Source organism: Pseudophaeobacter sp. A-200-2, from assembly GCF_041008815.1.
GTDB classification, from domain to species: domain Bacteria; phylum Pseudomonadota; class Alphaproteobacteria; order Rhodobacterales; family Rhodobacteraceae; genus Phycobacter; species Phycobacter gallaeciensis_A.
Genome location: NZ_JAXGFU010000005.1, coordinates 1 through 26,296, shown reverse-complemented (window position 1 = coordinate 26,296; position 26,296 = coordinate 1). Strand labels below are relative to the sequence as shown.

Here is a 26,296-nt window from a genome sequence, read left to right as displayed (position 1 = left end):
GTGTCGCGGTAAATCTGCGGTGGTTGAGGGGATGTGAAACAGGCCGGAACACATTCCTGTGATCCTGTTACAATTCGTAAGAATTGGGAAAACATCAGGAAAAAGTTGACGCACTACCATCAGACAGGTCCTAATCGGGATCAGAATCGCGGAACAGCGATCATCCGGCCAGGGGAGGCCGGAAAGGGAGGAGATAAAATTGGCTCAGACGCAGTCGGGCGCCGCAGGACTATTGTCTCTGCCGGCGCTGCTTGAACGTAACGCCACGGAATTCGCTAATCAGCCGGCTTACCGGGAAAAGGAATTCGGAATCTGGCAGTGCTGGACCTGGGCGGAAATCGCCAAGGAGATCGAAGCACTGGCGCTTGGCCTGATCAACCTAGGCATCAAGGAAGGCGATTTCATCGCCATCATTGGGCGCAACCGCCCCTACCTTTACTGGTCGATGGTTGCGGCGCAGTCCGTCGGCGCCATTCCGGTGCCGGTCTACAACGACTCTGCCGCCGAGGAACTGGCCTATGTGCTGGATCATTGCGGCGCCCGCTATGTGATCGCCGAAGACCAGGAACAGGTCGACAAGGTGATCGAGATTCAGGAGCAGCTGCACCAGCTGGAGCACGTTATCTATCTGGATCCGCGCGGCATGCGGAAATACGACCACCATGCCTTGCACCAGTACAGCCACGTGCAGGAGCAGGGCCGCGCCGCCTATGACGAATGGATCCCGGATCTGAAGGCGCGCAAGGCCAAGCTGACCTACGACAGCACCTGCGTGATGCTTTATACTTCGGGGACGACGGGCAAGCCAAAAGGCGTTGTCCTGTCCAACCGCAACGTGATCGAAAGCGCCAAGAACTCGGCTGATTTCGATAAGCTGACCCGCAACGAGAACATCCTCTCCTACCTGCCGATGGCCTGGGTGGGGGACTTCATCTTCTCGATCGGTCAGGCCTACTGGTGCGGCTTCTGCGTGAACTGCCCGGAAAGCCAGGACACCATGATGACCGACCTGCGGGAAATCGGTCCGACTTATTTCTTTGCTCCGCCGCGCGTCTTCGAAGGTCAGCTGACCAGCGTCATGATCCGGATGGAAGATGCAGGTCCGCTGAAGCGCAAGATGTTCCACCACTTCCTGGCCCACGCCAAGAAGGTCGGCGGCGACATCCTGGACGGCAGGCCCGTGGGGCTGATGGATCGGCTGAAGTACAAGCTGGGTGACATTCTGGTCTACGGTCCGCTGAAAGATACCCTTGGCTATGGCCGCATTCGGGTGGGATACACCGCGGGTGAAGCCATCGGTCCGGAAATCTTCGATTTCTATCGCTCGCTGGGGATCAACCTCAAACAGCTTTACGGTCAGACCGAGGCCACCGTTTTCATCACCGTGCAGCCCGATGGCGAAGTGCGGGCCGATACTGTTGGTGTCCCGGCGCCGGATGTGGAAATCCGCATCGACGACAATGGCGAGATCTTCTACCGCTCGCCCGGCGTTTTCGTGGAGTATTACAAGAACGCGGAATCCACAGCCTCGACCAAGGATCCTGAAGGCTGGGTCGCGACTGGCGATGCGGGCTTTATCGAAAACGATACGGGCCATCTGCGCATCATCGACCGCGCCAAGGACGTTGGCAAAATGGCCAGCGGTGCAATGTTTGCCCCGAAATATGTCGAAAACAAACTGAAGTTCTATCCCGACATCCTTGAGGCCGTGCTCTTTGGCAATGGCAAGGATCGTTGCGTGGCTTTCATCAACATCGACCTGACTGCCGTAGGCAACTGGGCCGAGCGCAACAACATCGCCTATGCCTCTTATCAGGAACTGGCCGGCCACCCGAAGGTTCTGGAGAGCATCCGGGAGCATGTGGAAGAGGTGAACAAATCCGTTGCCGCCGACGAAATGCTGTCGGGCTGTCAGGTGCATCGCTTTGTCGTGCTGCACAAGGAGCTGGACGCGGATGACGGTGAGATGACCCGCACCCGCAAGGTGCGCCGCCGCATCGTCGAGGACAAGTTCGCCGACATCATCACCGCGCTTTATGACGGCTCGGATCAGGTCTCGACCACCACCGAAGTTACCTATGAGGACGGCCGCAAGGGCGCCATCAGCGCCACGCTGAGCATCGTCGATGCCAAAGTTGTTCCGGTGACACCGCAGCAGGTGGCCGCAGAATGATCCGCGCGACAAAGACAGGCAGCCAGAAAAAGGGGCTGGGCACGTGAAAGACATGGAAGAAGGATACGTCACCGAAGACGGCCGCAAGATTGGCGGCGTGGTGATGGAAATGAAGAACATCACCCTGCGGTTCGGCGGTGTGGTGGCGATCAAGGACATCTCGTTCGACATCCGTCAGGGTGAGATCCGCGCGATCATCGGCCCCAACGGTGCGGGCAAGTCCTCGATGCTGAACGTGATCTCGGGGTTCTACGTCCCGCAGGAAGGTCAGGTTCTCTATCAGGGCAAGCCGCGTCCGCAGATGCGTCCCTATGAGGTTGCGCGTCAGGGTATCGCCCGGACATTCCAGAACATCGCGCTTTTCGAAGGGATGAGTGTTCTGGACAACGTGATGACCGGACGGCTCAACTACATGAAGACCGGCCTGCTGAGCCAGGCGCTGTGGAAGGGCAAGGCCGAGAAGGAAGAGACCGAGAACCGCGAAGCGGTGGAAAAGGTCATCGACTTTTTGGAAATCCAGCACATCCGCAAGACCCCGGTGGCGCGTCTGCCCTATGGTCTGAAGAAACGGGTGGAACTGGCCCGCGCCCTTGCGGCCGAGCCGAGCCTGCTGCTGCTGGATGAACCGATGGCTGGCATGAACGTCGAGGAAAAAGAGGACATGTCCCGCTTTATCCTTGATGTGAATGACGAATTCGGCACCACGATCGCTCTGATCGAACACGACATGGGCGTGGTGATGGATCTGTCCGACCGGGTGGTCGTGATGGATTACGGCAAGAAGATCGGCGATGGCACGCCGGACGAAGTCCGCAACAACCAGGATGTGATCGACGCCTATCTTGGCGTTGCGCATGACTGACCATCAGACCGGCTTGAGGGAGGCGAAACATGCCTGAACAACTGATTTTTGCGATGGAAGTCACGCTCAACGGTCTGATGGCCGGCGTGCTCTATGCGCTTGTCGCGCTCGGATTTGTCCTAATCTACAAGGCATCCGGCATCTTCAACTACGCCCAGGGCGTCATGGCGCTGTTCGCGGCGATGACCCTGGTGGGGATCATGAATGGTCAGGTGCCCTTTGCGCATCTGATCAACGCGGTCTTCGGCGGCCATATCACCCATTTCGGTTGGACGATCCCGTCCTTCCTGGCGGTGATCCTGACAGTGGCGGTCATGGTTTTGCTGGCCTGGCTGGTGCAGGTTCTGGTGATGAAGCATCTGGTCGGGCAGGAGCCGATCATCCTGTTCATGGCCACCATCGGTCTGGCCTACTTCCTGGAAGGCGTGGCTGACCTGATGTGGGGCTCCGAGATCAAGACGCTGGACGTGGGCATCCCGCAAGGCATCAACCTGTGGATTGATGAGACCACCTACAACATCTTTGGCTACGGCTTCTTCATCGACAACCTTGATATCGTGGCGACCGTGGTGGCGGCGCTTCTGGTGACCGGTCTTGTGATTTTTGCCCAATACACCAAGCAGGGCCGCGCAATGCGCGCCGTGGCGGATGATCACCAGGCGGCGCTGTCTGTGGGTATCTCGCTGAACTTCATCTGGGTTCTGGTCTGGTCGGTTGCCGGTTTCGTGGCGCTGGTCGCAGGTATCATGTGGGGCACCAAGTCGGGCGTGCAGTTCTCGCTGTCGCTAATCGCGCTGAAGGCGCTGCCGGTGCTTATGCTGGGCGGTTTCACCTCGATCCCGGGCGCCATCGTCGGCGGCCTGATCATCGGTGTAGGTGAGAAACTGTTTGAATTTGCTATCGGCCCGATGGTCGGCGGCGCGACTGAAAACTGGTTCGCATACGTTCTGGCGCTGCTGTTCCTGGTGTTCCGTCCGCAAGGCCTCTTTGGGGAGAAGATCATCGAAAGGGTCTGACGCAGCCCAATGACATCAAGGCCGGTTCCATTCGGGGAGGGATGGGGCCGCGCCGCAAGAGACTGAACGCAACATAAGAGGGAGGAAAGACGCATGAGAAAGCTCATTGCCATCGTCAATGTGATCGCCTGGTCTGGATTTTGGGCCTTTGGCTATCTGGCGCTGACCTCCGGAGATTTTTCCGACACCCAGGTCGTCATCTCCGCTCTTCTTGCTGCTGTCGGTCTTTTCACAGGGATCCTCGCCTATCTGCGACTGGCCCGCCTGGCCGAGGCCAGCGGATACGCGAAGAAGACAAATCAACTGGACGCAGCGGCCCGCAACCGCGCGCAGGAAAAAGGGAGCATCTGAAGCATGTTCTACCGTGAAGCCGGGGACTTTAAGGTCTCTTACCAGGATGACAGCCAGACGTTTCCGATCAAGTTTGATCGCTATCGTTACTACGCGGTGCTGGCCGTGGCCTTTCTGGTCATCCCCTTTGTCATCAACGACTACTGGGCGAATGCCATCCTGCTGCCGTTCCTGATCTATTCGATCGCGGCCATCGGCCTTAACATTCTGGTCGGATATTGCGGTCAGGTCAGCCTCGGGACCGGCGGTTTCATGGCTGTGGGTGCCTATGCGGTCTACAAGTTCATGACCGCCTTCCCCGAAGTCAGCATGTTCGTGCATGTTCTTTTGGCGGGTGGTGTGACCGCGCTGGTTTGTGTGGCCTTTGGCCTGCCGTCCTTGCGCATCAAGGGCTTTTACCTGGCGGTGGCCACGCTGGCGGCGCAGTTTTTCCTGGTCTGGCTGTTTAACCGTGTGCCGTGGTTCTACAACTACTCCGCCTCGGGCCAGATCAACGCGCCAGAGCGGGATGTCTTTGGCATCGTGATCACCGGTCCCAACGCACCGGCCTGGGCGACCTATTTCTTCTGCCTGATCTTCCTGACGTTCTGCGCCATCGTCGCCCGCAACCTGACGCGCGGCACAACGGGCCGGACCTGGATGGCGATCCGCGACATGGACATTGCTGCCGAGATCATCGGGGTGAACCCGCTGAAGGCGAAACTGACAGCCTTTGCCGTCTCCGGCTTCCTGATCGGTATCTCCGGGGCGCTGTTCTTCTCGGTCTACCTTGGCGCGGTTGAGGTCGGCGAGGCCTTTGGCATCAACAAGTCTTTCCTGGTGCTGTTCATGGTGATCATCGGCGGTCTGGGCTCGATCTTTGGCTCCTTCGCGGGCGCGGCCTTCCTGGTGCTGCTGCCGGTGGTACTGAAGGTTCTGGGCGTCGACGTGATGGGCTGGCCGACTGATATCGTGGCGCATTTCCAGCTGGTGATCGTGGGGGGGCTGATCGTGTTCTTCCTGATCGCAGAACCGCACGGGCTGGCGCAGCTGTGGCGCGTTGCCAAAGAAAAACTGAGACTCTGGCCCTTCCCGCACTGATGCGGGGACGGCAGACCATCGCGGGGACAACAGCAAGAGCCAACTCACGGGCCCCGCATCAAAAAATCGGATGAGACCAATGGGAGGAATGAACCCGATGAAACTTAAACTGACCACTCTGGCGCTGGGCGCGCTGATGGCCGCAGGGCCAGCCATGGCGGATCTCGTATTCCCGTCGCTGAGCTACCGCACCGGCCCCTACGCCGCAGGTGGCATCCCCTTCGCGGATGGCTATGCCGACTATTTCACCCTGGTGAACGAGCGTGACGGCGGCATCGGCGGCGTCAAGGCGAAGGTGATCGAATGCGAGACCGGCTATAACACCGAAAAAGGTGTGGAATGCTACGAATCCACCAAGGGCGAAGGCGCGCTGGTGTATCAACCGCTGTCCACCGGTATCACCTACCAGCTGATCCCCAAAACCGCTGCTGACGGTATCCCGCTCCACACCATGGGCTATGGCCGGACCTCGGCTGCCAACGGCAAGGTCTTTGGCAACGTGTTCAACTACCCGGCAAACTACTGGGATGGCGCCTCGGGTATCATCACCTACCTGCTGGACGAAAACGGTGGTGACATCAAAGGCAAGAAGATCGCCCTGCTGTACCACAACTCCGCCTACGGCAAGGAACCGATCCGCACCCTGGAAGAGCTGTCCAAAAAGCATGGTTTCGAACTGTCGACCCTGCCTGTTGACCACCCCGGTCAGGAGCAGAAGTCCCAGTGGCTGCAGATTCGCCGTGACCGTCCCGACTATGTCGTGATGTGGGGCTGGGGCGTGATGAACCAGGTTGCCATTCAGGAAGCCGCAAACGTCCGCTACCCGATGGAAAACTTTATCGGCGTTTGGTGGTCAGGTGCCGAGCATGACGTCCTGTCCGCCGGTGCAAAGGCCAATGGCTACAAGGCTGTGACCTTCCACAACGTTGGTCGCGACTTCCCGGTGTTTGATGACATGCAGAAATATGTTGTCGACAAGGGCCTGGCTGCCGGTGCAGGCGATCAGATCGGTAATGTGCTTTATAACCGTGGCATGTACGCGGCGATGCTGGCTGTCGAAGCGGCCAAGACCGCCCAGGAAATGCACGGCACCAAGGACATCACCCCAGCGATGATGCGCGATGGCATGGAAGCCCTGGAAATGCCCGAAGCCCGTATGTCGGCGCTTGGCATGCCCTACTTCGGTCCGTCTTTCAACGTTTCCTGTGAAAACCACGGTGGCCCCGGCCTCGTCGGCATGACCCAGTGGAACGCAGAGACAAAGACCTGGAGCCTGATCTCGGATTTCCAGAAGACCGATACCGCTGTAATCCAGCCGCTGATCGAAGCTGACTCCGCTTCCTATGCGGCGGAAAACAACATCGAACCGCGCTGCAACTGATAGTGCTCGTGGTCCCGCCTTTTGGGGCGGGACCGGACTCAAAACCGGTGTGGCGGCCAGCCGCCACACCACCTCCGAAGAGACACCGATCCGGGCGCCTGCGAATGAATACGGCTCGCCCCGGACCAGGCCGCAACAGGCCGTGACCGCATGAGGACAAACTTTGATGCTCGACGCAGCAAACACCACCGATGTGCAGGCCGAAACCCTGCTTGAGGTCAACAATATCGAGGTGATCTACAACCACGTGATCCTCGTGCTGAAAGGCGTCAGCCTGAAGGTTCCAAAAGGCGGTATCACCGCGCTGCTGGGCGGCAATGGCGCCGGCAAGACAACGACACTGAAGGCGGTTTCGAACCTGCTGCATTCCGAACGCGGTGAAGTGACCAAAGGGTCGATCAAATACCGCGGCGAGGTGATGCACGATCAGGATCCCGCCGAAGTGGTCCGCAAAGGCGTCATCCAGGTGATGGAAGGCCGCCATTGTTTCGAACACCTCACCGTTGAGGAAAACCTGATGACCGGCGCCTATACCCGCGCCGACGGGAAGGGCGATATCCAGCGCGATCTGGAAATGGTCTACAGCTATTTCCCTCGCCTGAAGGAACGCCGCAAATCCCAGGCCGGCTATACCTCCGGGGGTGAGCAGCAGATGGTGGCCATGGGCCGCGCCCTGATGAGCCGCCCGGAAACCATCCTGCTGGACGAACCTTCGATGGGTCTGGCGCCGCAGCTGGTGGAGCAGATTTTCGGCATCGTGAAATCGATCAACGAAAACGAAGGCGTGACCTTCCTGCTCGCGGAACAGAATACCAACGTGGCGCTGCGCTTTGCGCATTATGGATACATCCTGGAATCCGGCCGCGTGGTGATGGATGGACCTGCCGCCGAACTGCGCGAAAACCCGGACGTGAAGGAATTCTATCTCGGCATGTCGGACGAAGGGCGCAAGAGCTTCCGCGATGTGCGGTCCTACCGCCGCCGCAAACGGTGGCTGAGCTGATGCGGGGTGATGAGGACATGAGTTTTTTTGACATTCTTGAAACCCGCTCGGCGGATGAACGTGCCGCGGATATCGCCAAGGCGCTGCCGGAGCAGATCGCCCGCGCCAAAACCGCGCCGGGATATGGATCGGCGCTGGCCGATGTGGATCCTGCGGCGATCACCTCGGCTGCGGATCTGGCCGCGCTTCCGGTGCTACGCAAATCCGAGCTGAGCCGCGCCCAGGCCGAGAATGCCCCCTTTGGTGGCTTCACGGTGAAACCGGCGCATGGGTTCGCGCATATCTTCCAGTCGCCGGGTCCGATTTATGAACCGGGCGGCAGCGAACATGACTGGTGGCGCATGGGCCGCTTCCTGCACGCGGCAGGCATTGGCGCTGGCGATGTGGTGCAAAACTGTTTCGGCTACCACCTGACTCCGGCTGGCATGATCTTTGAAAGCGGCGCCCGCGCCGTTGGCGCTGCGGTTCTGCCCGCAGGCACCGGTCAGACCGAATTGCAGGTCACAGCCGCCCGCGATGTGGGGGCGACCGCCTATGCGGGCACTCCGGATTTCCTCAAGGTGATCCTGGACAAGGCCGATGCCATGGGCGTGAAGCTGGGCTATACCAAGGCGGCGGTCGGGGGCGGCGCGCTGTTCCCCTCGCTGCGTCAGGAATACGCCGACCGGGGCATCACCTGCCTGCAAAGCTACGCAACGGCTGATCTCGGCAACATCGCCTACGAGAGCGCCGCGATGGAAGGCATGATCGTTGACGAGCGTGTTATCGTCGAGATTGTGACACCCGGCACGGGCACCCCTGTTGCGCCGGGCGAGGTGGGCGAGGTCGTGGTGACGACGCTCAACCCCGATTATCCGCTGATCCGTTTTGCCACTGGCGATCTGTCTGCGGTTCTGCCCGGGATGTCGCCTTGCGGCCGCACCAACATGCGGATCAAGGGCTGGATGGGCCGCGCGGATCAGACCACCAAGATCAAGGGCATGTTCGTGCGCCCGGAACAGGTGGCAGCGCTGGTCGACAAGCATGACGAGATCGTCAAGGCGCGCGTCATTGCCACCCGTGACGGCGAAATGGACGCGATGACTGTTCAGATCGAAGCCACCGGCGGCGATGAGGTTGGGTTTGGGAAATCGGTGATCGAAGTGCTGAAGCTGAAAGGCAAGATCGAAGTGGTTGCCCCCGGTGCCCTGCCCAAGGACGGGCTGGTGATCGAGGATCAGCGCAGCTACGACTGATCCGCAGCCATACACAGACATGGAGAGCCGGGCCCCGTAAGGACGCCCGGCTTTTTTCTATCCGAAACCGGGGCCGGGCGTATTCGCCGCAGGGCAGGGCGCTTGCCAGTTTCCTGCTGGAGTTTCCGACAAAAATGATCGAAATAGAGGGGTGTTCCGACCCGCAGTGGGATTCACCAAAGCGATGAGCAACCGATGACTGAAGCCAGCCACACTCCAGACTACGCCCCAAAGGGAAGCCGCCTTGGGCGCAAGGCCGGGACACGCGTCTTTGCCGTGCTGGGCTGGGTCGTGGCGCTGGCTTGCGTCCTGCCGATGCTGGCCGTGGCGCTGGCGGGTATGGTCGGCGGCACGGATACCATCGCGCATCTGGCCGGGACGGTGCTGCCACGCTACCTGATCACGACGGTGGTGCTGGTGGTTCTGGTCTCACTTGGAACCCTGTTGCTGGGTGTCGGGGCGGCCTGGCTTGTCACCATGACCCGTTTTCCTGGCGTGCGCCTGTTCGAGGTCGCGCTGGTCCTGCCGCTGGCCTTCCCGGCTTATGTGCTGGCCTATGCCTATACCTTTGTTCTGGATCACCCCGGCATCGTGCAGACCACCCTGCGACAGGTGACGGGCTGGGGTCCGCGCGATTACTGGTTCCCGGAGATTCGCTCTCCAGGTGGGGCGGCGGTGATGCTGATCTTCGTCCTTTATCCCTATGTCTATCTGCTGGCGCGGGCGGCATTCTTGCAGCAAAGCGCTGGCGCCTTTCTGGCAGCGCGGGCGCTTGGCAAGAGCGCATGGGAGGCCTTCTGGCGTGTCAGCCTGCCGATGGCGCGGCCGGCGATTGCCTCGGGCGTGCTGCTGGCGGTGATGGAGACCATCGCCGATTTCGGTACCGTTTCCTATTTCGGGGTGCAGACCTTTGCCACAGGGATCTACACCAGCTGGTTCTCGCTCGCGGATCGCGCCGGGGCGGCGCAGCTGGCGCTCTGCCTTCTCAGCTTTGCGTTGATGCTGGCGGTTGTGGAACGCTCCACCCGCGGCAAGGCGCGCTATCATCAGGCGGGCAAGCACCACGCTGAAATGCCGCCTGCCGACCTTACCGGTTTGCGCGCCGTTGCGGCTTGGGTGCTCTGCGCGATTCCGGTGGTTTTGGGCTTTGTGCTGCCGGTGGTGATCCTGTGCAATATGGGGCTGCAATCCGAACAGGACCTGTTCAGCCGCCGTTATATCGGGTTCATCCAGAACTCTCTGCTTCTGGCCTCGACTGCTGCGGTGATCACCGTGCTGGCGGCGGTGATCCTTGGCTTTTATCAGCGACTGCGCCCGGGGCGCAGTTCTGCACTCGCGGCCTATATGTCACGGCTGGGCTATGCGGTGCCGGGCGGGGTGATCGCGGTGGGGCTGATGGTACCTTTCGCGGCCTTTGACAACGCTCTCGATGCCTGGATGCGGGCGACCTTTGATATCCGCACCGGCTTGCTGATCACCGGATCCATCTGGCTCTTGGTGGCCGCCTATATGGTGCGGTTCCTCGCGGCGGCTCTTGGTGCCTATGAGAGCGGCCAGTCCACTGTTCACGCCAATATGGATGCGGCCGCCCGGTCGCTGGGACAAAGCCCGCTGGGCATGCTGCGCCGGGTGCATCTGCCGATCCTGACGCCGAGCCTGCTGACCGCGCTGCTGATCGTTTTCGTGGATGTGATGAAGGAACTGCCCGCAACGTTGATCATGCGGCCATTCAATTACGATACGCTGGCGGTGCAGGCCTACCGGCTGGCCTCGGACGAACGACTGGAAGGCGCGGCAGTGCCGTCGCTGGTCATCATGGCGGTTGGTTTGCTGCCGGTGATTCTGATCTGCCGTCAGGTTGGACGCCGCCGTTAGGCGCTCGCGCCTGCCTGACTTGCGGTATCAGGCTGGCCGGTCCACCAGGCCTCGATCTGTTCGGGGGAAATCCGCCCGGCAGGCCCAAGCCCGACCAGAAGCGTTTCATCGGCATCGCAGTGACGGGCTTCGACATGGCGGCCGACGATATGCAGCTCATAGGCACCGCCGGTGGTCAGCACGTAGCCTTTCATGCGGTAAAGACCGTCGGGGCGGCTGGCCAGTTTGTCGCCCAATGCGCGGCGATCCAGAACGTCGCGGCTTTGATGTTGCCACGTGGCATAGGCGGGATGCGCGGCCACGGAGCGGCCTTTGGGCAGGGGCACGACGTCAAACAGGAGATCAGAAACTGGCGCACCATCCAGAACCGTCGGGGTGCGCGCCCCCGCGGCCTTCAATTGGTCTGCCAGATCCTCATCGATTGCTTCGCATTTGGAGACCAGAACCAGGTCAGCGGCGCGGATTTGCTGCAGAACCTGGGGGGCAATCTCTACATCCTGCAGAAGGGTATCGGCATTGAGCCCATCCACCACGGTGACAATGCCGGCATAGCTAAAGCCGCTTTCGCCCATGACGGTATTTGCGATGGCGACTGGATCGGAGATGCCGCTGGCCTCAATCACCAGATGGCCGGGCTGTTCCGGCCGATCCAGGATTTGCCGCAGCGTCAGCGCCAGATCCGTTCCCATGGTGCAACAGATGCAACCATTGGTCAGGGCGATGGTGCCGTTTTCCGTATCGCGGATCAGATCGGCGTCGATGTTGATGGCGCCGAAATCGTTGACGATGACGGCCAGGTCCAGCCCGTGCGACTCGGCGAGGATGCGATTGATGAGGCTGGTTTTACCTGCGCCGAGGTAACCGCTGATAATCGTGACAGGCACCCTTTTCACAGCATGGTTCCTTGTCGTGCGATATCCCGGAAACCCTGCATGTGCCTTTAACCCCTCACTTGAAAATTCCGCAAATCTATAGGCGGCAGTAGGGTGCAGGTCCAGAAATTCAGCAACAAAGTTGCCGGATTGCAGGCGTAAAGGCGCTAAAGGATCATTTTGGGAGCGGGCAATGGCCGATTCTGAAAATCCGGGTCTTGAGTTGAGACATTCTGACCATCTGCAATTCTCAAAAAGGACAAAAAGGCGCGAGGGGGTCTCGCGCCTTTTTTTAAATTCGAATCATCCTGAGGTGGATTATTTCCAGCCTACCGCATCAAAGATCTTCTGTGCTTCGGGGATGTTCTTGGCCACGTCGGACAGGTTGATGTCGTCGGGTTTGAAATGGCCAAGGGCAGCGATGCTGGGGGCGAGGCCCACGCCCGGCACGGCCGGGTATTCGTCATTGCCTGCCGAGAAATACTGCTGCGCCTGATCCGAGGCGAGATACTCGAGGAACTTGATCGCGTTATCGCGGTTCGGGGCATGTGCAGCAACGCCGCCACCGGACAGGTTCATATGCGCGCCCTGTTCGTTTTGCGCCGGGAAGATCCAGCCGATCATGTCACGCGAATCGGAGAGGCCTTTGACGTCTTTGCGGATCGAGCGGGCAAAGTAATAGCTGTTCGCCACGGAGATCTCGCATTCACCCGAGACGATGCCGCGCAGCTGGTCGGTGTCACCGCCCTGCGGATCACGCGCCATGTTGGCAACCACGCCTTCGGCCCAGGATTTGGCAACATCGCTGCCCTGGTGGGTGATGATCGAGGCCAGCAGGGTCTGGTTGTAGGTGTTGGTCGAGGAGCGGATACAGACCAGCCCCTTGTACGCCGGATCGGCCAGATCAAGGTAGGTCTGCGGCGGGTTGGCCACGTCAGCCTTGTCGTAGAAGATGATCCGGGCGCGCTGGGAAAAGCCGAACCACTGGTTGTCTGCGTCCTGCAGGTAACCGGGCACGCGCGCCTCCAGCACGTCGCTGTCGATGGATTGCAGCACGCCTGCATCCTTGGCGCGGGCCAGACGCGAGGTGTCGACGGTCAACAGGATATCGGCAGGGGAATTCTCGCCCTCGGCCTGCATGCGGGCAATCAGCTCATCCGCCTTGCCTTCGATCCGGTTGATGCGGATGCCGGTTGCCTCTTCGAAGTCCGAATAAAGGCGTTCATCGGTGTCGTAATGGCGCGAGGAATAGAGGTTTACCTCTCCCTCGGCGGCGGCAGAGGTTGCAATGGTGGCGGCCAGAGCGCCTGCCAGTATCGTGGTCGCTTTCAACATGGTTACTCCCATCAAGCTTCGGTATGTCTTTCCGACTGATTTAGTCGATTATAGGATTCCGAAGCGGAAGAAAACAAAAACTGACAATTTTACTTGGAGAAAATTCACGGGCTGGCTGCGGGTCAGTGGGCAAGGTCGTATCGGCTCGTTTCGGTAAGCGCCGCCGCTAAAACGCAAAAAACCGCATCCGAAGATGCGGTTTTCAAAATACGCTGTGACTGTCGTGCAGTCCCAGATCCGGTCTGGTGGATCTTAGCCCTGACGCGCTTTGAAGCGGCGCTGGGTCTTGTTGATCACGTAGACGCGGCCCTTGCGACGCACAACGCGGCAGTCACGGTGCCGGTTCTTGAGCGAGCGGAGCGAGTTCTTGACCTTCATGGTCCTTCTCCTGTTCTGCGGCGCGAACCAGCGCCTGGGTTAGCGGGTGTTCCGACCCGTGGGCCAAAACAATGAATTCATGGTGGGCGATACAAGGTTCGAACTTGTGACCCCTTCGATGTCAACGAAGTGCTCTACCGCTGAGCTAATCGCCCATGAAACCCTTGCAACATCCTGCCCCAGAAACAAACGGGGCGCGGGATGCCGCGCCGGTGAAGGGGTCTATAATAAGAGTCGCGGAGGGGTGCAAGAGCTTTTGACCCCAGAAATTTCCAGTCTATGCTGTTTTTAGATCTAAGGGGCCGGAGCCGGGATGTCCGACGCAGCATTTTCTGTCATGTCGCCGCAAAATCTGCGGTCAGCAATCGTTTTTGCATCGCCTCATAGTGGCGCCGATTACCCGCCGCAGTTCCTTGAACAATCGATTCTCGATCCGCACCGGATCCGCAGTTCCGAAGATGCCTTTGTCGACAGGCTTTTTGCTGCAGCGCCGGAATATGGCGCGCCGCTGCTAAGAGCGGTAAAGCCGCGCGCCTATCTGGATTTGAACCGCTCTCCGGAGGAGTTGGACCCGGCGCTGATCGAAGGGGTGATGCGGCGCGGCCAGAATCCCCGCGTGGCCTCGGGACTGGGGGTGATTCCCCGGGTCGTTGCGGGCGGGCAGGCGATCTACCGGGGTAAACTGCCCCTGACCGAGGCCCGCAGGCGCATCGACAGCTACTGGCGCCCCTATCACCGGGCGTTGCAGGGATTGCTGGATCAGGCCCATGTCGGGTTTGGCCATGCGATTCTGATCGATTGTCACTCGATGCCGCACGAGGCGCTGGAAACCATGCCCACCCGATCTGGGCAGATGCCGGACGTGGTACTGGGGGATCGGTTTGGGGCTGCGGCGGCGGGTGAGATCGTTGATCGTGTCGAAGCCGCCTTTACCAGTGTCGGTTTGCGGGTGGCCCGCAACGCGCCCTTTGCCGGCGCCTATATTACGCAGGCCTACGGCCGCCCGTCGCGCAATCAGCACGCGATCCAGGTGGAAATCGACCGCTCTCTTTATATGGATGAGGCCACGATCCGGCCCAATGGCAATTTCGCCATCCTTCAGGACGCTTTGCGTGGTGTCATCGCAGCAATGACAGATTCGGTGCAGGAACAGCGTCCGCTTGCCGCCGAGTAAGAGCCCGCTGCGGGTCTAGGCAGGAGCGATCCTAGCGCAGGGCACGCCCTTTCAGGATGGCGCCATCTCCAAACCGTTTGCGGATGGCATCACTTGCTCGTTCGGCCCCGGCACGCTGGCTGGCCTGCGGGTCCAGAAGGTCGCCGGTCACATCGGCCTGATCAGCGGGCACCAGATCGGAAATGCCGCAGCCAAGCAGGCGATAAGGCCCCTGATCGCCCACCTGATCCAACAGGGCGCGTGCTGTGCGATAGATCGTATCGGCCATCTGGGTGGGGCTGCGCAGGGCGATGCGGCGGGTCAGGGCCGAATGATTGGCCCGTTTCAGTTTCAGCGTCACCACGCGCCCGGCCTTTTCCTTGGCCTTGGCTCGGTCCGAGACCTGAGTCGCCAGCCGCCACAGATGGCCGTCCAGAACTTCGGTATTGGCTGTATCCTCAAAAAACGTTGTTTCCTTGGAGATCGATTTCACTGGCGCATTGGCAGAAACGCGGCGCCGGTCCTCGCCGCGGGCCAGATGCCACAGCCGGTCCCCCATCGAGCCGAAGCGGGCGTGCAGATCTTGCCGGTCCCAGCGCAGAAGATCAGCAAAAGTGCGAATCCCCGCCTTGTCCAGCGAAGCCTGCGCCGCAGGACCAATGCCCCAGATCAGCCGCACCGGTTTGTCGTGCAGGAAATCGGCGGTCTCCGCTTTGCCGATCACCGAAAATCCGCGCGGCTTATCCAGATCCGAGGCAACCTTGGCCAGGAACTTGTTGTGGCTGAGGCCGATCGAGCCGGTGATTCCCAACTCGTCCTTCATGCGTTTGACCAACCGCGCCAGCATCACGGCGGGCGGCGCCCCGTGCAGTTTTTCGGTGCCGGACAGATCCATGAAGGCTTCGTCCAGTGACAGCGGTTCCACATCCGGCGTCAACTCGTTCATCATTTCGCGCACGGCGCGGCTCACCTCGGCATAGACCTGCATCCGGGGTTTGATCACCACTGCATCGGGGCAAAGCTTCAGCGCCTGAAACATCGGCATCGCGGATTTGACGCCCCGGATACGCGCCACATAGCAGGCGGTGGAGACCACCCCGCGCCGCCCGCCGCCGATGATCACCGGCTTGTCGGCCAGTGCCGGGTCATCGCGTTTCTCCACGCTGGCATAGAAGGCATCGCAATCCATATGGGCGATGGTCAGCGAAAAAAGCTCGTCATGCACCTTGACGCGCGGACTGCCGCAGGCCGGGCAACGCAGTGGGCGCCGCTGCGGCGGTGCGATCTGGCGCAGGCAGTCTCGGCACAGGGCGGAAGACTGCGAAGATGTGGATGAGGCGGGCATGGCAGGCGGGTAGGGGGCTTCGTTGAAACGGTGCAGGATGAGTTTACTCCGGCCCGGCAATATTGTCTTTAGGCCATCGCGGGGCCATGTTCATGTCATGACATTTTCAGGTGCAAAACTGGCTTTGTTTCTGGGCCAGAAAATCGTGGTCATTCTGCGCGATGACAAGCCCGACATTCCCTATCCCGGTCATTGGGATCTGCCCGGCGGCGGACGGGAGCAAGAGGAAAGCCCCGAGGTTTGCGCGCTGAGAGAAACCGAGGAAGAGATCGGGCTGCAACTGGCCCCGTCTGATCTGGTCTGGTCGCGCCGCTACAGTCGGCCGCGCGGGTATGTCTGGTTCTTTGTCACCCATCAGCCTGCGGGATTGGTGTCGGACATCCGATTGGGTTCGGAAGGGCAGCGGTGGGCTCTGATGGATCCGCGGGAGTATTGCGAACATCCCCTTGCCGTGCCGCATTTCGCCGAACAGCTCTCGGGCTATCTGAGCGAGGCCAGAGCTTAGCGCCGGGCGCTGTGGAGGTTTTTCAAGAAAAATCCCCCGCGCGAAACGGCGGGGGCAGGTGACGAACCTCAGGAAGAAGAGTTCGTCTGGGGAGTGTTGAGACCAGAATCGCCGATCCGACTCCCTGACGCAAATTTTGTGCTTCCCCGAAATGGACGCTCTGCCACAGCCTGTGCTTTTCCGGGCACAGCTGTGTGGCGGCTCTGGGGAGGCCAGTTTTGGTATTCTAGTTAAATATTATAAGGTTGACGTTGGGTCAGGGCAGTTTTCAGGAAATTTCGGCGGGAAATGTTTTGCCGACCATGTCGTGCTAATTCTGCCTGAAAATTGGGCAAACCGCAGTGGTAAGGTTTGCCGGATGGGCGCGGCGGCCAAGACGGACGCACTGACCGCCACCCCTGATACGGTTATTGGGGCTGCGTTCAGCCGCAATGCGGCTCGCTGAATTACAGACTGCGCAGCTCGGACAGAATGTCTTCGGCGGCCTTGCGCGGGTCTGCTGCCTTCCAGATCGGGCGACCGACAACGATGTGATCGGCGCCATCGGCAATGGCGCTGGCCGGGGTGGCCACGCGTTTCTGGTCTCCCAGATCCGCACCGGCCGGGCGCACGCCGGGGGTGACGATCAGTTTGCCCGCTGCCTCGGGCAGGGCGCGGATCAGGGCGGCTTCCTGCGGGCTGGCGATCACCCCGTCGGCTCCGGCGGCAAAGGCATTTCCTGCACGCTCCTGCACCAGATCGCGGATCTCTCCGGGTTTGATCAGCGCCCCATCAAGGTCATCGCGATCCAACGAGGTCAGGATGGTGACGGCGAGGATCTTCATGTCCTTGCCTGCCGCGCCTTCCTTGGCCGCGCGCACCACATAGGGGTCGCCATGCACTGTCAGGAAATCCAGATCGAACTGCGCCAGCCCGCGCACGGCGTTTTCCACCGTGGCGCCGATGTCGAACAGTTTCATATCGAGGAAGATCCGCTTGCCCAGCTCCTGCTTCATCTCATTCGCCAGCGCCAGCCCGCCGCCGGTCAGCATGCCAAGACCGATCTTGTAAAAGGACACCGCATCGCCAAGCCGCTCGGCCAGTTTCAATCCTTCGATTGCGTTGGGAACGTCCATGGCAACGATCAGGCGGTCGTCGGCAATCGGGGCAGTGGCAGACATGGCGGGTCTCCGGTTTTGTGAAAACGTGACAGGGGATGCGGAATTGCGCTTTCCTAATCCGCACGGGGCGGTTGGGAAAGCCTAAAAAACAAGGCATTTGGCGCAGCGCCTGCCCATGAGAATTTGATTGAGGTCAGAGATTTTGCATCTCTTTGCGGTCAATATACTCTTGAAGAGGGGGCGAGACCTCCCAAATTGGAGTGTGAGGCCCGGACCGGGGCGTGCCGCAAAGCGGGCGCTGCCATATTGATCGGGCGCTTGTAAAAGGAGAGAGAGATGGACTTGACCAAGTTCACTGAGCGTGCACGCGGTTTCGTGCAGGCGGCGCAGACAATTGCACTGCGCGAAGAGCACCAGCGCATGGTGCCCGAGCACCTTTTGAAAGCTTTGATGGATGACGATCAGGGGCTTGCTGCCAACCTGATCACCCGCGCGGGCGGCGATGCCACCCAAGTTGCCGGATCTGCGGATGCGGCTGTTGCCAAGTTACCCAAGGTCAGCGGCGACGGCAGCCAGATGTATCTGGATCAGCAGACCGCCAAGGTGCTGGATGAAGCCGCCAAGATTGCCGACAAGGCAGGCGACAGTTTTGTCCCGGTCGAGCGTGTCCTGATGGCGCTTTGCATGGTGAAATCCAAGGCCAAGGAAGCGCTGGAGGCAGGCAATGTTTCTGCCCAGAAGCTGAACGAGGCGATTAACGACATTCGCAAGGGCCGCACCGCCGACAGCGCCACCGCCGAAGAAGGCTATGACGCGCTTAAGAAGTACGCTCGCGACCTGACCGAGGCGGCTCGCGAGGGCAAGATCGACCCGATCATCGGCCGGGACGAGGAAATCCGCCGTGCCATGCAGGTGCTGAGCCGCCGGACCAAGAACAACCCAGTGCTGATCGGTGAGCCGGGCGTTGGTAAGACCGCCATCGCCGAGGGCATGGCGCTGCGCATCGTCAATGGCGATGTGCCTGAGAGCCTGCGCGACAAGCAGCTTCTGGCGCTGGACATGGGGGCGCTTATCGCAGGTGCGAAGTACCGCGGTGAGTTTGAAGAACGCCTGAAGGCTGTTCTGACCGAAGTGACTGAAGCCGCCGGTGAGATCATCCTGTTCATCGACGAGATGCACACCCTAGTGGGGGCAGGCAAATCCGATGGTGCCATGGATGCGGCCAACCTGATCAAGCCTGCGCTTGCACGGGGTGAGCTGCACTGCATCGGCGCAACCACTCTGGATGAATACCGCAAGTATGTCGAAAAGGACGCGGCCCTTGCACGCCGGTTCCAGCCGGTGATGGTGTCCGAGCCGACGGTGGAGGACACCATTTCGATCCTGCGCGGTATCAAGGAAAAGTACGAGTTGCATCACGGTGTGCGCATCGCCGATGCGGCCCTGGTGGCGGCGGCGACCCTGTCGAATCGTTATATCACCGACCGCTTCCTGCCGGACAAGGCCATCGACCTGATGGACGAAGCTGCCAGCCGTCTGCGCATGCAGGTGGACAGCAAGCCCGAAGAGCTGGACGCGCTTGACCGCCAGATCCTGCAGATGCAGATCGAGGAAGAGGCGCTGAAGCTGGAAGACGATGCCGCCTCGCGTGATCGTTTGGAAACGCTGCAGAAAGAGCTGTCGGACCTGCAGGAGCAATCCGCAGAGATGACCGCCCAGTGGCAGGCCGAACGTGACAAGCTGGCCGGCGCCCGTGATCTGAAAGAGCAGCTCGACAAGGCGCGCGCCGAACTAGACATCGCCAAACGCGAAGGCAACCTCGCCCGCGCGGGTGAGCTGTCCTATGGCGTCATCCCGGGGCTGGAAAAACAGCTGGCTGAGGCCGAGGAGAAGGAACAGCAGGGTCTAATGGTCGAAGAGGCTGTCCGCCCCGAGCAGATCGCCGGTGTTGTCGAGCGCTGGACCGGGATCCCGACCTCCAAGATGCTGGAAGGCGAGCGCGAGAAACTGCTGCGGATGGAAGATGACCTGCATGCTCGCGTGATTGGTCAGAACTCTGCCGTGACGGCGGTGGCCAATGCGGTGCGCCGGGCACGTGCGGGGCTCAACGATGAGAACCGTCCGCTTGGCAGCTTCCTGTTCCTCGGGCCGACCGGTGTCGGTAAGACCGAACTGACCAAGGCCGTGGCTGAGTTCCTCTTTGATGACGACAACGCGATGGTGCGCATCGACATGTCCGAGTTCATGGAGAAACACGCGGTTGCGCGTCTGATCGGTGCTCCTCCGGGCTATGTCGGATATGAGGAAGGCGGCGTGTTGACCGAGGCCGTGCGGCGGCGTCCTTATCAGGTGGTTCTGTTCGACGAGGTCGAAAAGGCGCATCCGGATGTGTTCAACGTGCTCTTGCAGGTTCTGGATGACGGTATGCTGACCGATGGTCAGGGCCGCACCGTGGACTTCAAGCAGACGCTGATCATCCTGACGTCGAACCTTGGCGCGCAGGCGCTGAGCCAGTTGCCCGAAGGCGCTGATGCATCGGATGCCAAGCGCGACGTTATGGATGCGGTGCGGGCGCATTTCCGCCCCGAATTCCTGAACCGTCTGGACGAGACGATCATCTTTGATCGTCTGGCTCGCGCCGATATGGACGGCATCGTCAAGATCCAGCTCAAGCGGCTTGAGAAGCGTCTGGCCGATCGCAAGATCACCCTGCAACTGGATGAGGGTGCGCAGACCTGGCTGGCCGACGAAGGCTATGATCCGGTGTTCGGTGCCCGCCCGCTGAAGCGCGTGATCCAGCGTGCCTTGCAGAACCCGCTGGCCGAATTGCTGCTGGCTGGCGATATTCGTGACGGGGACACCGTACCGGTTTCTGCCGGGGCGGATGGTCTGATCATCGGCGACCGGATCGGAACCACCGACCGGCCCAAGCCGGACGATGCCGTGGTGCACTAAGCCCCCGCTCGATCCTTGCGAATGAAACGCAGAAGGCCCGCCAGAGATGGCGGGCCTTTTCTATAATTGGGGCAGGGGATGTTCAGAAGTCTTCCCAGGTCTCCACATTCCCCGGTGTGGCTGACTGCGCTGTCGCGTTGACTGTAGCCGCCGAAGGTGTTGCGACCGGGGCCTTTGTGCGTTGGGCGGCATTGAAGCGCACCACGTTCGCTGGGCCCTCAGTCCCGGCGCCGTTGCCGGTTCTGAACTGAGCCACTTGTTGTGACAGGTTTTTAGCGTTGTTGGCCATGATCTGGCTGGCGCCGGAGGCGTCTTCGACCATTGCGGCATTGCTTTGGGTGACTTCGTCCAGCTGTCCCATGCCCATGTTGATTTCGGACAGGGTCGCGGATTGCTCCTGCGTTCCCCGTGCGATGTCGCTGACGTGGCCGGAAATCGTGCTGACGCTTTGGATGATCGACTTCAGCTCACCGCCGGCGCGGCCGACCAGATCGACGCCCGTTACCACATGGCCCGAGCTTTCGGTGATCAGCAGCTTGATCTCTCCGGCGGCATCGGTCGACCGTTTCGCCAGCGCCCGCACCTCGGAGGCAACCACGGCAAAGCCACGGCCTGCTTCGCCCGCCCGGGCGGCTTCGACCCCGGCGTTGAGCGCCAGCAGGCTGGTCTGGAAGGAAATGTCGTCGATGACGGTCAGAATGGTTGAGATCTTTTCCGAGGAGGCGCGGATCTGATCCATCGCATCAATGGCTTCCTGCACGACGGTGCTGCTGCCCTCGGCGGTGGTCTGCGCCTCTGTCACGATTCGCTCCACATCCTGCGCGCCCTGCGCAGCGGATTTGACGGTTGTGGTCAGCTCTTCAATGGCGGCTGCGGTCTGTTCCAGGGTTGCCGCCTGGGTTTCAGTGCGCTGTGACAGTTCTGTCGAAGACTGACTGATGCCAGTCGCCGCGTGTTCTACAGTTTCCGACACGGATTTGACCGCCGAGATGACCGTTTCCAGCTGCCTGACCGCCGCGTTGAAATTTCCGGCCACGGCGCCAAGGTCGGGAATGTCAGAGACTGGAATGCGGTGATCCAGCGCGCCGTCGCGCAGTGCGACCAGCCCGTGCGAAATATCCTGGATCGCCTTGCGGCGGTAGGTGATGTCGGTGCCCAGCTTGATGATCTTGCGCACCTGCCCCGCCGCGTCCAGAACCGGCGCAAAGGTCGCCTGGATCCAGACTTCGGTGCCTGATTTGGACCGCATGGGGAACTGGTCGGTGAAATGCTGCCCCTGTCCAAGCGCCTGCCACAACTCCCGGAACTGAGGGCCACTGGCATAGTCTGCAGAGACAAGCATTCTGTGGGCCTTGCCGGTGATTTCCTGTTCGGTATAGCCGAGAGAAGAGAGAAAATTCTCGTTTGCGCGCAGGATCGTTCCGTCGGGTGTGAATTCGATGACTGCTTGTGTCTTCTCTATGGCTGCCAATGTACCCAGCAAATCGTCTTGTTCTTGTGTGCGTTCTGCAGACTTGAATTTGAAAAACATTGGACCTCTTCTTCAGCAATGCATTTCCCGGCAGGCGGGATGAAGAAGAGATATTTTCGCGGTATTAATTTAGCATGAAATTTAGTGACTTATCGAGGGCCGCCGACAGTAGCACCCCGCCCGGAACCGTTGATCCCGGTCCCGGGCAATCTCTGTGCTGACCGCACACACATATATATGTGTGTGTTCAGGGGCGGCGCCTTATTCCTCGATCGCTTCGCGGGCGATGCCGTCCAGCAGTTCCTGAATCACCTGCATCTCGCCCTCGGGGAAGGCACGGAAGCCGATGGTGATCTCTTCCTCGCCGGGGATCTGGGCGACGAAGATGTCATAGGGGCAGAACATGATGTTCATCGGGTCGGCTTCCATCACCTGCCGCGACAGTTGCGCCGAGCAGAAGGAATAGACGTCAGCCTTTTCGAACAGAACGACGTCAGAGCCGACATCGGCGCGGGTGCGTTCCAGCATATCGCCCACGTGGCTGATGTGATCGACCACCAGACCGCGGTCGGTGATGGCGCTTTCCAGGCCAAAGGTCACGTCATCAAAGGACAGCGTGGTTTTGTAGCTGACCATGCCTTCGGCCTGGGCGCTGGCGCCGAGGGTCAGGGCGGTGGCCGTGGCGGCAACGGTGGCTGCGAAAAAATTCATGATATATCTCCCTTTTGTGAGCAAAGCTCGCTTGCCCGCCCCGGCGTTCCCCCTCAGTCTGGGGGCAGGGCAGGCGGTGTCTGGGCCGCGCGCCTTACTGAATATATAGGTATATAGGAGTTTTTGCATGGGTATTGCGGCGAATGCCATAGAATTCCTGGCGCTTGCATTTGTTTTTGCGCTGGGGGCGGTCGGGCTGCTGTTGCTGGTCCTGTTTCTTGTGGACAGGCTTCAGACCGAGGATGCGATCCGGCGCAACTACCCTGTCATCGGACGCTTCCGGCATCTGTTCAGCACGCTGGGCGAATTCTTCCGTCAGTATTTCTTTGCCATGGATCGCGAAGAACTGCCGTTCAACCGGGCGCAGCGCGACTGGGTGAGCCGGGCCAGTGAGGGCAAGGGAAACACGGTCGCCTTCGGCTCGACCCGCAATACCTCGGTGCCGGGCACGGCGATCTTCGTCAACGCACCTTTCCCGCCCCTTGATGACCAATACGCCAGTTCCGAACCCATGGTGATCGGTGCAGGGGCACGGGTGCCCTATCTGGCGCCCTCCTTTTACAACATTTCCGGGATGAGCTACGGCGCCCTGTCACGCCCCGCTGTCCGGGCGCTCAGCCGCGGCGCGCGTGAGGCGGGCGTCTGGATGAACACCGGTGAAGGCGGGCTCAGCCCGTTTCACCTTGAGGGCGGCTGCGACATTGTTTTCCAGATCGGCACCGCGAAATATGGCGTGCGTGATGAACACGGCAATCTGAGTGACGAAAAGCTGTGCAAGGTGGCCGAACATCCGAACGTGCGGATGTTCGAACTGAAGCTGTCGCAAGGGGCCAAACCGGGTAAGGGCGGCATCCTGCCTGCGGCCAAGGTCAACGCCGAGATTGCCGAGATCCGCGGCATCCCCGAAGGCAAGGCGAGTATATCTCCCAACCGCCACCCCGAGATCGGAACGTTCGATGATCTTCTCGACATGATTTCTCATGTGCGCGAGGTCACGGGCAAACCGGTCGGGATCAAAACGGTGGTCGGCTCCGAAGCGGTGATGCGGGAAATGTTCATGAACATCGCCTCGCGCCCGGATGATGCGCCGGACTTCATCACCATCGATGGCGGCGAAGGTGGCACCGGCGCAGCCCCCATGCCGCTGATCGATCTGGTCGGCATGTCGGTGCGCGAGGCGCTGCCGATGGTCTGTAACCTGCGCGATGAATACGGGATGAAGGAGCGCATCCGCCTGATCGCCAGTGGTAAGCTGGTCAATCCGGGCGATGTGGCCTGGGCGTTGGCCGCAGGGGCCGATTTCGTGACCTCGGCGCGCGGCTTCATGTTCTCCCTTGGCTGCATTCAGGCGCTCAAATGCAACAAGAACACCTGCCCCACCGGTATCACCACCCATGATCCGCGCCTGCAAAAGGGTCTGGTGGTCGAGGATAAGGACAAGCGCGTGGCCCGGTTTGCCCGCGAGGTGATCCACGAGGTCGAAACCATCGCCCATTCCGTGGGAGTGGCCGAGCCGCGTCAGCTGCGGCGGCGCCACGTGCGCATCGTACAGGGGGATGGCACCTCCCGTCCGATGAATGAGATCATGCCAGGTTACGGTGCTATCGCGGAGTCGTGACTGGATATGTTTTGGTCCGTGGCCTCTCCCGCGCTAGCTCTGGTAACGAACATGGAAAAAGGAGCCCGCAATGGCACGTCGCTGGACCAATACCCTGACCGAGGCTGATATCACCCCCGAAGCGGCCTTCTGGAACCGCCGCCAGATCATGGCGGGCATGGCCGGGCTTGGGCTGAGCACGCTGGCGGGCGGCGCCAAGGCCGAGACGCTGGAGCCCAACAGCTGGGACGACGTGACCAGCTATTGCAATTTCTACGAATTCGGCACCGGCAAGGGCGATCCCGCAGCCTATGCCGGACAGATGACGACCGAACCCTGGAGCGTCCGGATCGATGGCCTGGTGGACCGGCCCGGCGCCTATGACTTTCAGCAGATCCTCAGTGAGATGACGATCGAGGAACGCATCTACCGTTTCCGCTGTGTCGAGGCTTGGTCGATGGTGGTGCCCTGGAACGGATTCGAACTGGCGGATCTTCTCAATATGGCGGGTGTGCAGGAAGGGGCGAAATACGTGGCCTTCGAAACGCTCTATCGCCCCTCGGAAATGCCGGGCACCGCCTATCGGGTTCTGGACTGGCCCTACCGCGAGGGCCTGCGCCTTGATGAGGCGATGCATCCGCTGACCCTGATGGCCACCGGCATCTTCGGCAAGCCGCTGCCAAACCAGAACGGCGCCCCCCTGCGTCTGGTGGTGCCATGGAAATACGGTTTCAAGTCGATCAAATCGGTGGTGCGCATCACTGTGACGGATCAGGAACCGCCCACCAGCTGGAACATGGCCAATGCCCGCGAATACGGATTCTACAGTAACGTGAACCCAAAGGTGGATCATCCCCGCTGGAGCCAGGCCACCGAACGGCGTATCGGCGGCGGTCTTTTTGCAGGCCGGGAGCCGACACTGATGTTCAATGGCTATGAAAAAGAGGTCGCCTCTCTTTACGAGGGGATGGATCTGGTCAAACACTTCTGATGGATGGCCTGAACCAGCTGCTGCGCCGTGTTCCGGTTTGGAGTGTCTATCTGCTGGGCCTCCTGCCGGTGCCGGGGCTGTTCTTTCTGGGACTCACCGGCGGCCTTGGTGTCGAGCCGGTCAAGGCGCTGGAGCACGAATATGGCGAACTGGCGCTGAAGTTGCTGGTGGCGGTGCTGGCGGTGACTCCCTTGCGCCGTTACGCCGGGCTGAACCTGATACGGTTCCGCCGGGCGCTGGGGGTCCTCTCCTTTATATATGTGCTGTGCCACCTTTTGGTGTGGTTGCTGCTGGATGTGCAGATCCCATCCCAGATTCTCGCTGATATCCTGAAACGTCCCTATATCACCATCGGCATGGCGGCCTTTGTGCTGCTCCTGCCGCTCGCGGTGACATCGAACAATGCCTCTGTGCGCCGACTCGGTCCGCGCTGGCGCATTCTGCATCGCCTGACCTATCCGGCCATTGCCCTTGGGGCGCTGCACTATGTGATGCTGGTCAAAGGGTTTCAGATCGAACCGCTGGCCTATCTGGCCGTGATTCTTACGCTTCTGGCCCTGCGCCTGCCCGTAATCCGCAGAAAAGCCACCACCTGATCGTGCCTCGGGCCCATCAAATCGCTTAAAACATGGGCGCATGAAGGTTTTTTGAAAAAACCGCCCGGAATCGAAAATTTCTGCTTGCGCCCTCCGGCCCTTAGGACTAGAACCCCCTTCACCGGCGGCGCTGAGGCGCTACGGGGCGCGGCGGAGACGCTGCTGACGGATCGGAAAGACGGTTGAGACACTCAGGAGAGACTGAGGCATCTTTGAGGATGAGGCAGGCGGGCGCGCTGAGAGATTGGCGCATCTGTTTGTTTTGGCCGCTGGGTGTTGCTCTTTGACATTGATAGATAACTGAAGAGATA

At 60.5% G+C, this 26,296-nt stretch carries 22 protein-coding genes and 1 tRNA gene; 15 read left to right on the top strand and 8 right to left on the bottom strand.

The features are described 5' to 3' along the window. The first annotated feature begins 199 nt into the window (after positions 1-199). The 9 genes from SM766_RS08915 to SM766_RS08875 all read left to right on the top strand — a co-directional run bounded on the left by SM766_RS08915 (position 200) and on the right by SM766_RS08875 (position 10,976). Entirely contained in the window at positions 200-2,173 is a 1,974-nt protein-coding gene (locus SM766_RS08915) for an AMP-binding protein (RefSeq protein ID WP_274838150.1), read from the top strand. A gap of 52 nt (positions 2,174-2,225) precedes the next feature. Continuing rightward, positions 2,226-3,035, top strand: coding sequence for an ABC transporter ATP-binding protein (locus SM766_RS08910; RefSeq protein ID WP_116560346.1), 810 nt, complete (start codon positions 2,226-2,228; stop codon positions 3,033-3,035). A 29-nt stretch (positions 3,036-3,064) separates the two neighbouring features. Next, entirely contained in the window at positions 3,065-4,051 is a 987-nt protein-coding gene (locus tag SM766_RS08905; protein ID WP_065271784.1) for a branched-chain amino acid ABC transporter permease, read from the top strand. 93 nt (positions 4,052-4,144) lie between these two features. Next, the gene (locus SM766_RS08900) at positions 4,145-4,402 is read left to right on the top strand and encodes a hypothetical protein (protein WP_065271783.1); all 258 of its coding nucleotides are present in this window, start codon (positions 4,145-4,147) and stop codon (positions 4,400-4,402) included. A gap of 3 nt (positions 4,403-4,405) precedes the next feature. After that, positions 4,406-5,482, top strand: coding sequence for a branched-chain amino acid ABC transporter permease (locus SM766_RS08895; RefSeq protein WP_065271782.1), 1,077 nt, complete (start codon positions 4,406-4,408; stop codon positions 5,480-5,482). Positions 5,483-5,579: 97 nt separating this feature from the next. After that, positions 5,580-6,863, top strand: coding sequence for an ABC transporter substrate-binding protein (locus SM766_RS08890; RefSeq protein WP_065273619.1), 1,284 nt, complete (start codon positions 5,580-5,582; stop codon positions 6,861-6,863). A 166-nt stretch (positions 6,864-7,029) separates the two neighbouring features. Then, a complete protein-coding gene (locus SM766_RS08885) occupies positions 7,030-7,866 on the top strand; it encodes an ABC transporter ATP-binding protein (protein ID WP_065271781.1) in 837 nt (278 codons plus the stop codon). Positions 7,867-7,883: 17 nt separating this feature from the next. Then, on the top strand, positions 7,884-9,101 hold the full coding sequence (locus tag SM766_RS08880) for a phenylacetate--CoA ligase family protein (protein ID WP_274835304.1): 1,218 nt from the start codon (positions 7,884-7,886) through the stop codon (positions 9,099-9,101). Positions 9,102-9,296: 195 nt separating this feature from the next. Continuing rightward, positions 9,297-10,976: an ABC transporter permease gene (locus SM766_RS08875; RefSeq protein ID WP_065271780.1), complete on the top strand. Its 1,680-nt coding sequence runs from the start codon at positions 9,297-9,299 to the stop codon at positions 10,974-10,976. Here SM766_RS08875 and SM766_RS08870 read toward each other — a convergent pair. From SM766_RS08870 to SM766_RS08855, 4 genes are all read right to left on the bottom strand, one after another. After that, on the bottom strand, positions 10,973-11,869 hold the full coding sequence (locus SM766_RS08870) for a CobW family GTP-binding protein (RefSeq protein WP_368947560.1): 897 nt from the start codon (positions 11,867-11,869) through the stop codon (positions 10,973-10,975). The two genes, SM766_RS08875 and SM766_RS08870, sit on opposite strands and share 4 nt — an antisense overlap. A gap of 297 nt (positions 11,870-12,166) precedes the next feature. After that, on the bottom strand, positions 12,167-13,183 hold the full coding sequence (locus SM766_RS08865) for a Fe(3+) ABC transporter substrate-binding protein (protein WP_065271778.1): 1,017 nt from the start codon (positions 13,181-13,183) through the stop codon (positions 12,167-12,169). Between the two features lie 252 nt (positions 13,184-13,435). Further along, positions 13,436-13,561, bottom strand: coding sequence for a type B 50S ribosomal protein L36 (gene ykgO, locus SM766_RS08860; protein ID WP_008562923.1), 126 nt, complete (start codon positions 13,559-13,561; stop codon positions 13,436-13,438). A gap of 80 nt (positions 13,562-13,641) precedes the next feature. Next, positions 13,642-13,716, bottom strand: a tRNA-Val gene (locus SM766_RS08855). Positions 13,717-13,874: 158 nt separating this feature from the next. Here SM766_RS08855 and SM766_RS08850 point away from each other — a divergent pair. Then, a complete protein-coding gene (locus SM766_RS08850; protein WP_368947559.1) occupies positions 13,875-14,735 on the top strand; it encodes an N-formylglutamate amidohydrolase in 861 nt (286 codons plus the stop codon). Between the two features lie 31 nt (positions 14,736-14,766). Here the strand turns inward: SM766_RS08850 and SM766_RS08845 are convergent, their stop codons facing one another. After that, the gene (locus SM766_RS08845) at positions 14,767-16,059 is read right to left on the bottom strand and encodes a DNA polymerase IV (RefSeq protein WP_368947702.1); all 1,293 of its coding nucleotides are present in this window, start codon (positions 16,057-16,059) and stop codon (positions 14,767-14,769) included. Between the two features lie 97 nt (positions 16,060-16,156). On the opposite strand from SM766_RS08845, the gene SM766_RS08840 reads away from it, so the two are divergent. Beyond that, the gene (locus SM766_RS08840; protein ID WP_347508284.1) at positions 16,157-16,564 is read left to right on the top strand and encodes an NUDIX hydrolase; all 408 of its coding nucleotides are present in this window, start codon (positions 16,157-16,159) and stop codon (positions 16,562-16,564) included. Positions 16,565-17,010: 446 nt separating this feature from the next. On the opposite strand, the gene pyrF is transcribed toward SM766_RS08840, so the two are convergent. Then, entirely contained in the window at positions 17,011-17,724 is a 714-nt protein-coding gene (gene pyrF / locus SM766_RS08835) for an orotidine-5'-phosphate decarboxylase (protein ID WP_274838155.1), read from the bottom strand. 276 nt (positions 17,725-18,000) lie between these two features. On the opposite strand from pyrF, the gene clpB reads away from it, so the two are divergent. Further along, complete coding sequence (gene clpB / locus SM766_RS08830; RefSeq protein WP_368947558.1) at positions 18,001-20,619, top strand: ATP-dependent chaperone ClpB; 2,619 nt, start codon at positions 18,001-18,003, stop codon at positions 20,617-20,619. Positions 20,620-20,701: 82 nt separating this feature from the next. Here clpB and SM766_RS08825 read toward each other — a convergent pair whose 3' ends face one another. Next, positions 20,702-22,150, bottom strand: a complete 1,449-nt coding sequence (locus SM766_RS08825) for a methyl-accepting chemotaxis protein (protein WP_368947557.1) — start codon at positions 22,148-22,150, stop codon at positions 20,702-20,704. Positions 22,151-22,351: 201 nt separating this feature from the next. Beyond that, on the bottom strand, positions 22,352-22,801 hold the full coding sequence (locus tag SM766_RS08820; RefSeq protein WP_368947556.1) for a DUF302 domain-containing protein: 450 nt from the start codon (positions 22,799-22,801) through the stop codon (positions 22,352-22,354). A 127-nt stretch (positions 22,802-22,928) separates the two neighbouring features. Between SM766_RS08820 and SM766_RS08815 the strand changes: the two genes are divergently transcribed. The 3 genes from SM766_RS08815 to msrQ all read left to right on the top strand — a co-directional run bounded on the left by SM766_RS08815 (position 22,929) and on the right by msrQ (position 25,985). Then, positions 22,929-24,419 carry an FMN-binding glutamate synthase family protein gene (locus SM766_RS08815; protein WP_368947555.1) on the top strand — a complete coding sequence of 497 codons (1,491 nt, stop codon included), beginning with the start codon at positions 22,929-22,931 and terminating at the stop codon, positions 24,417-24,419. 70 nt (positions 24,420-24,489) lie between these two features. Continuing rightward, positions 24,490-25,389, top strand: coding sequence for a protein-methionine-sulfoxide reductase catalytic subunit MsrP (gene msrP, locus SM766_RS08810; protein ID WP_368947554.1), 900 nt, complete (start codon positions 24,490-24,492; stop codon positions 25,387-25,389). Then, positions 25,389-25,985 carry a protein-methionine-sulfoxide reductase heme-binding subunit MsrQ gene (gene msrQ, locus SM766_RS08805; protein WP_368947553.1) on the top strand — a complete coding sequence of 199 codons (597 nt, stop codon included), beginning with the start codon at positions 25,389-25,391 and terminating at the stop codon, positions 25,983-25,985. The genes msrP and msrQ overlap by 1 nt, the downstream gene beginning before the upstream one ends. Positions 25,986-26,296 lie beyond the last annotated feature (311 nt).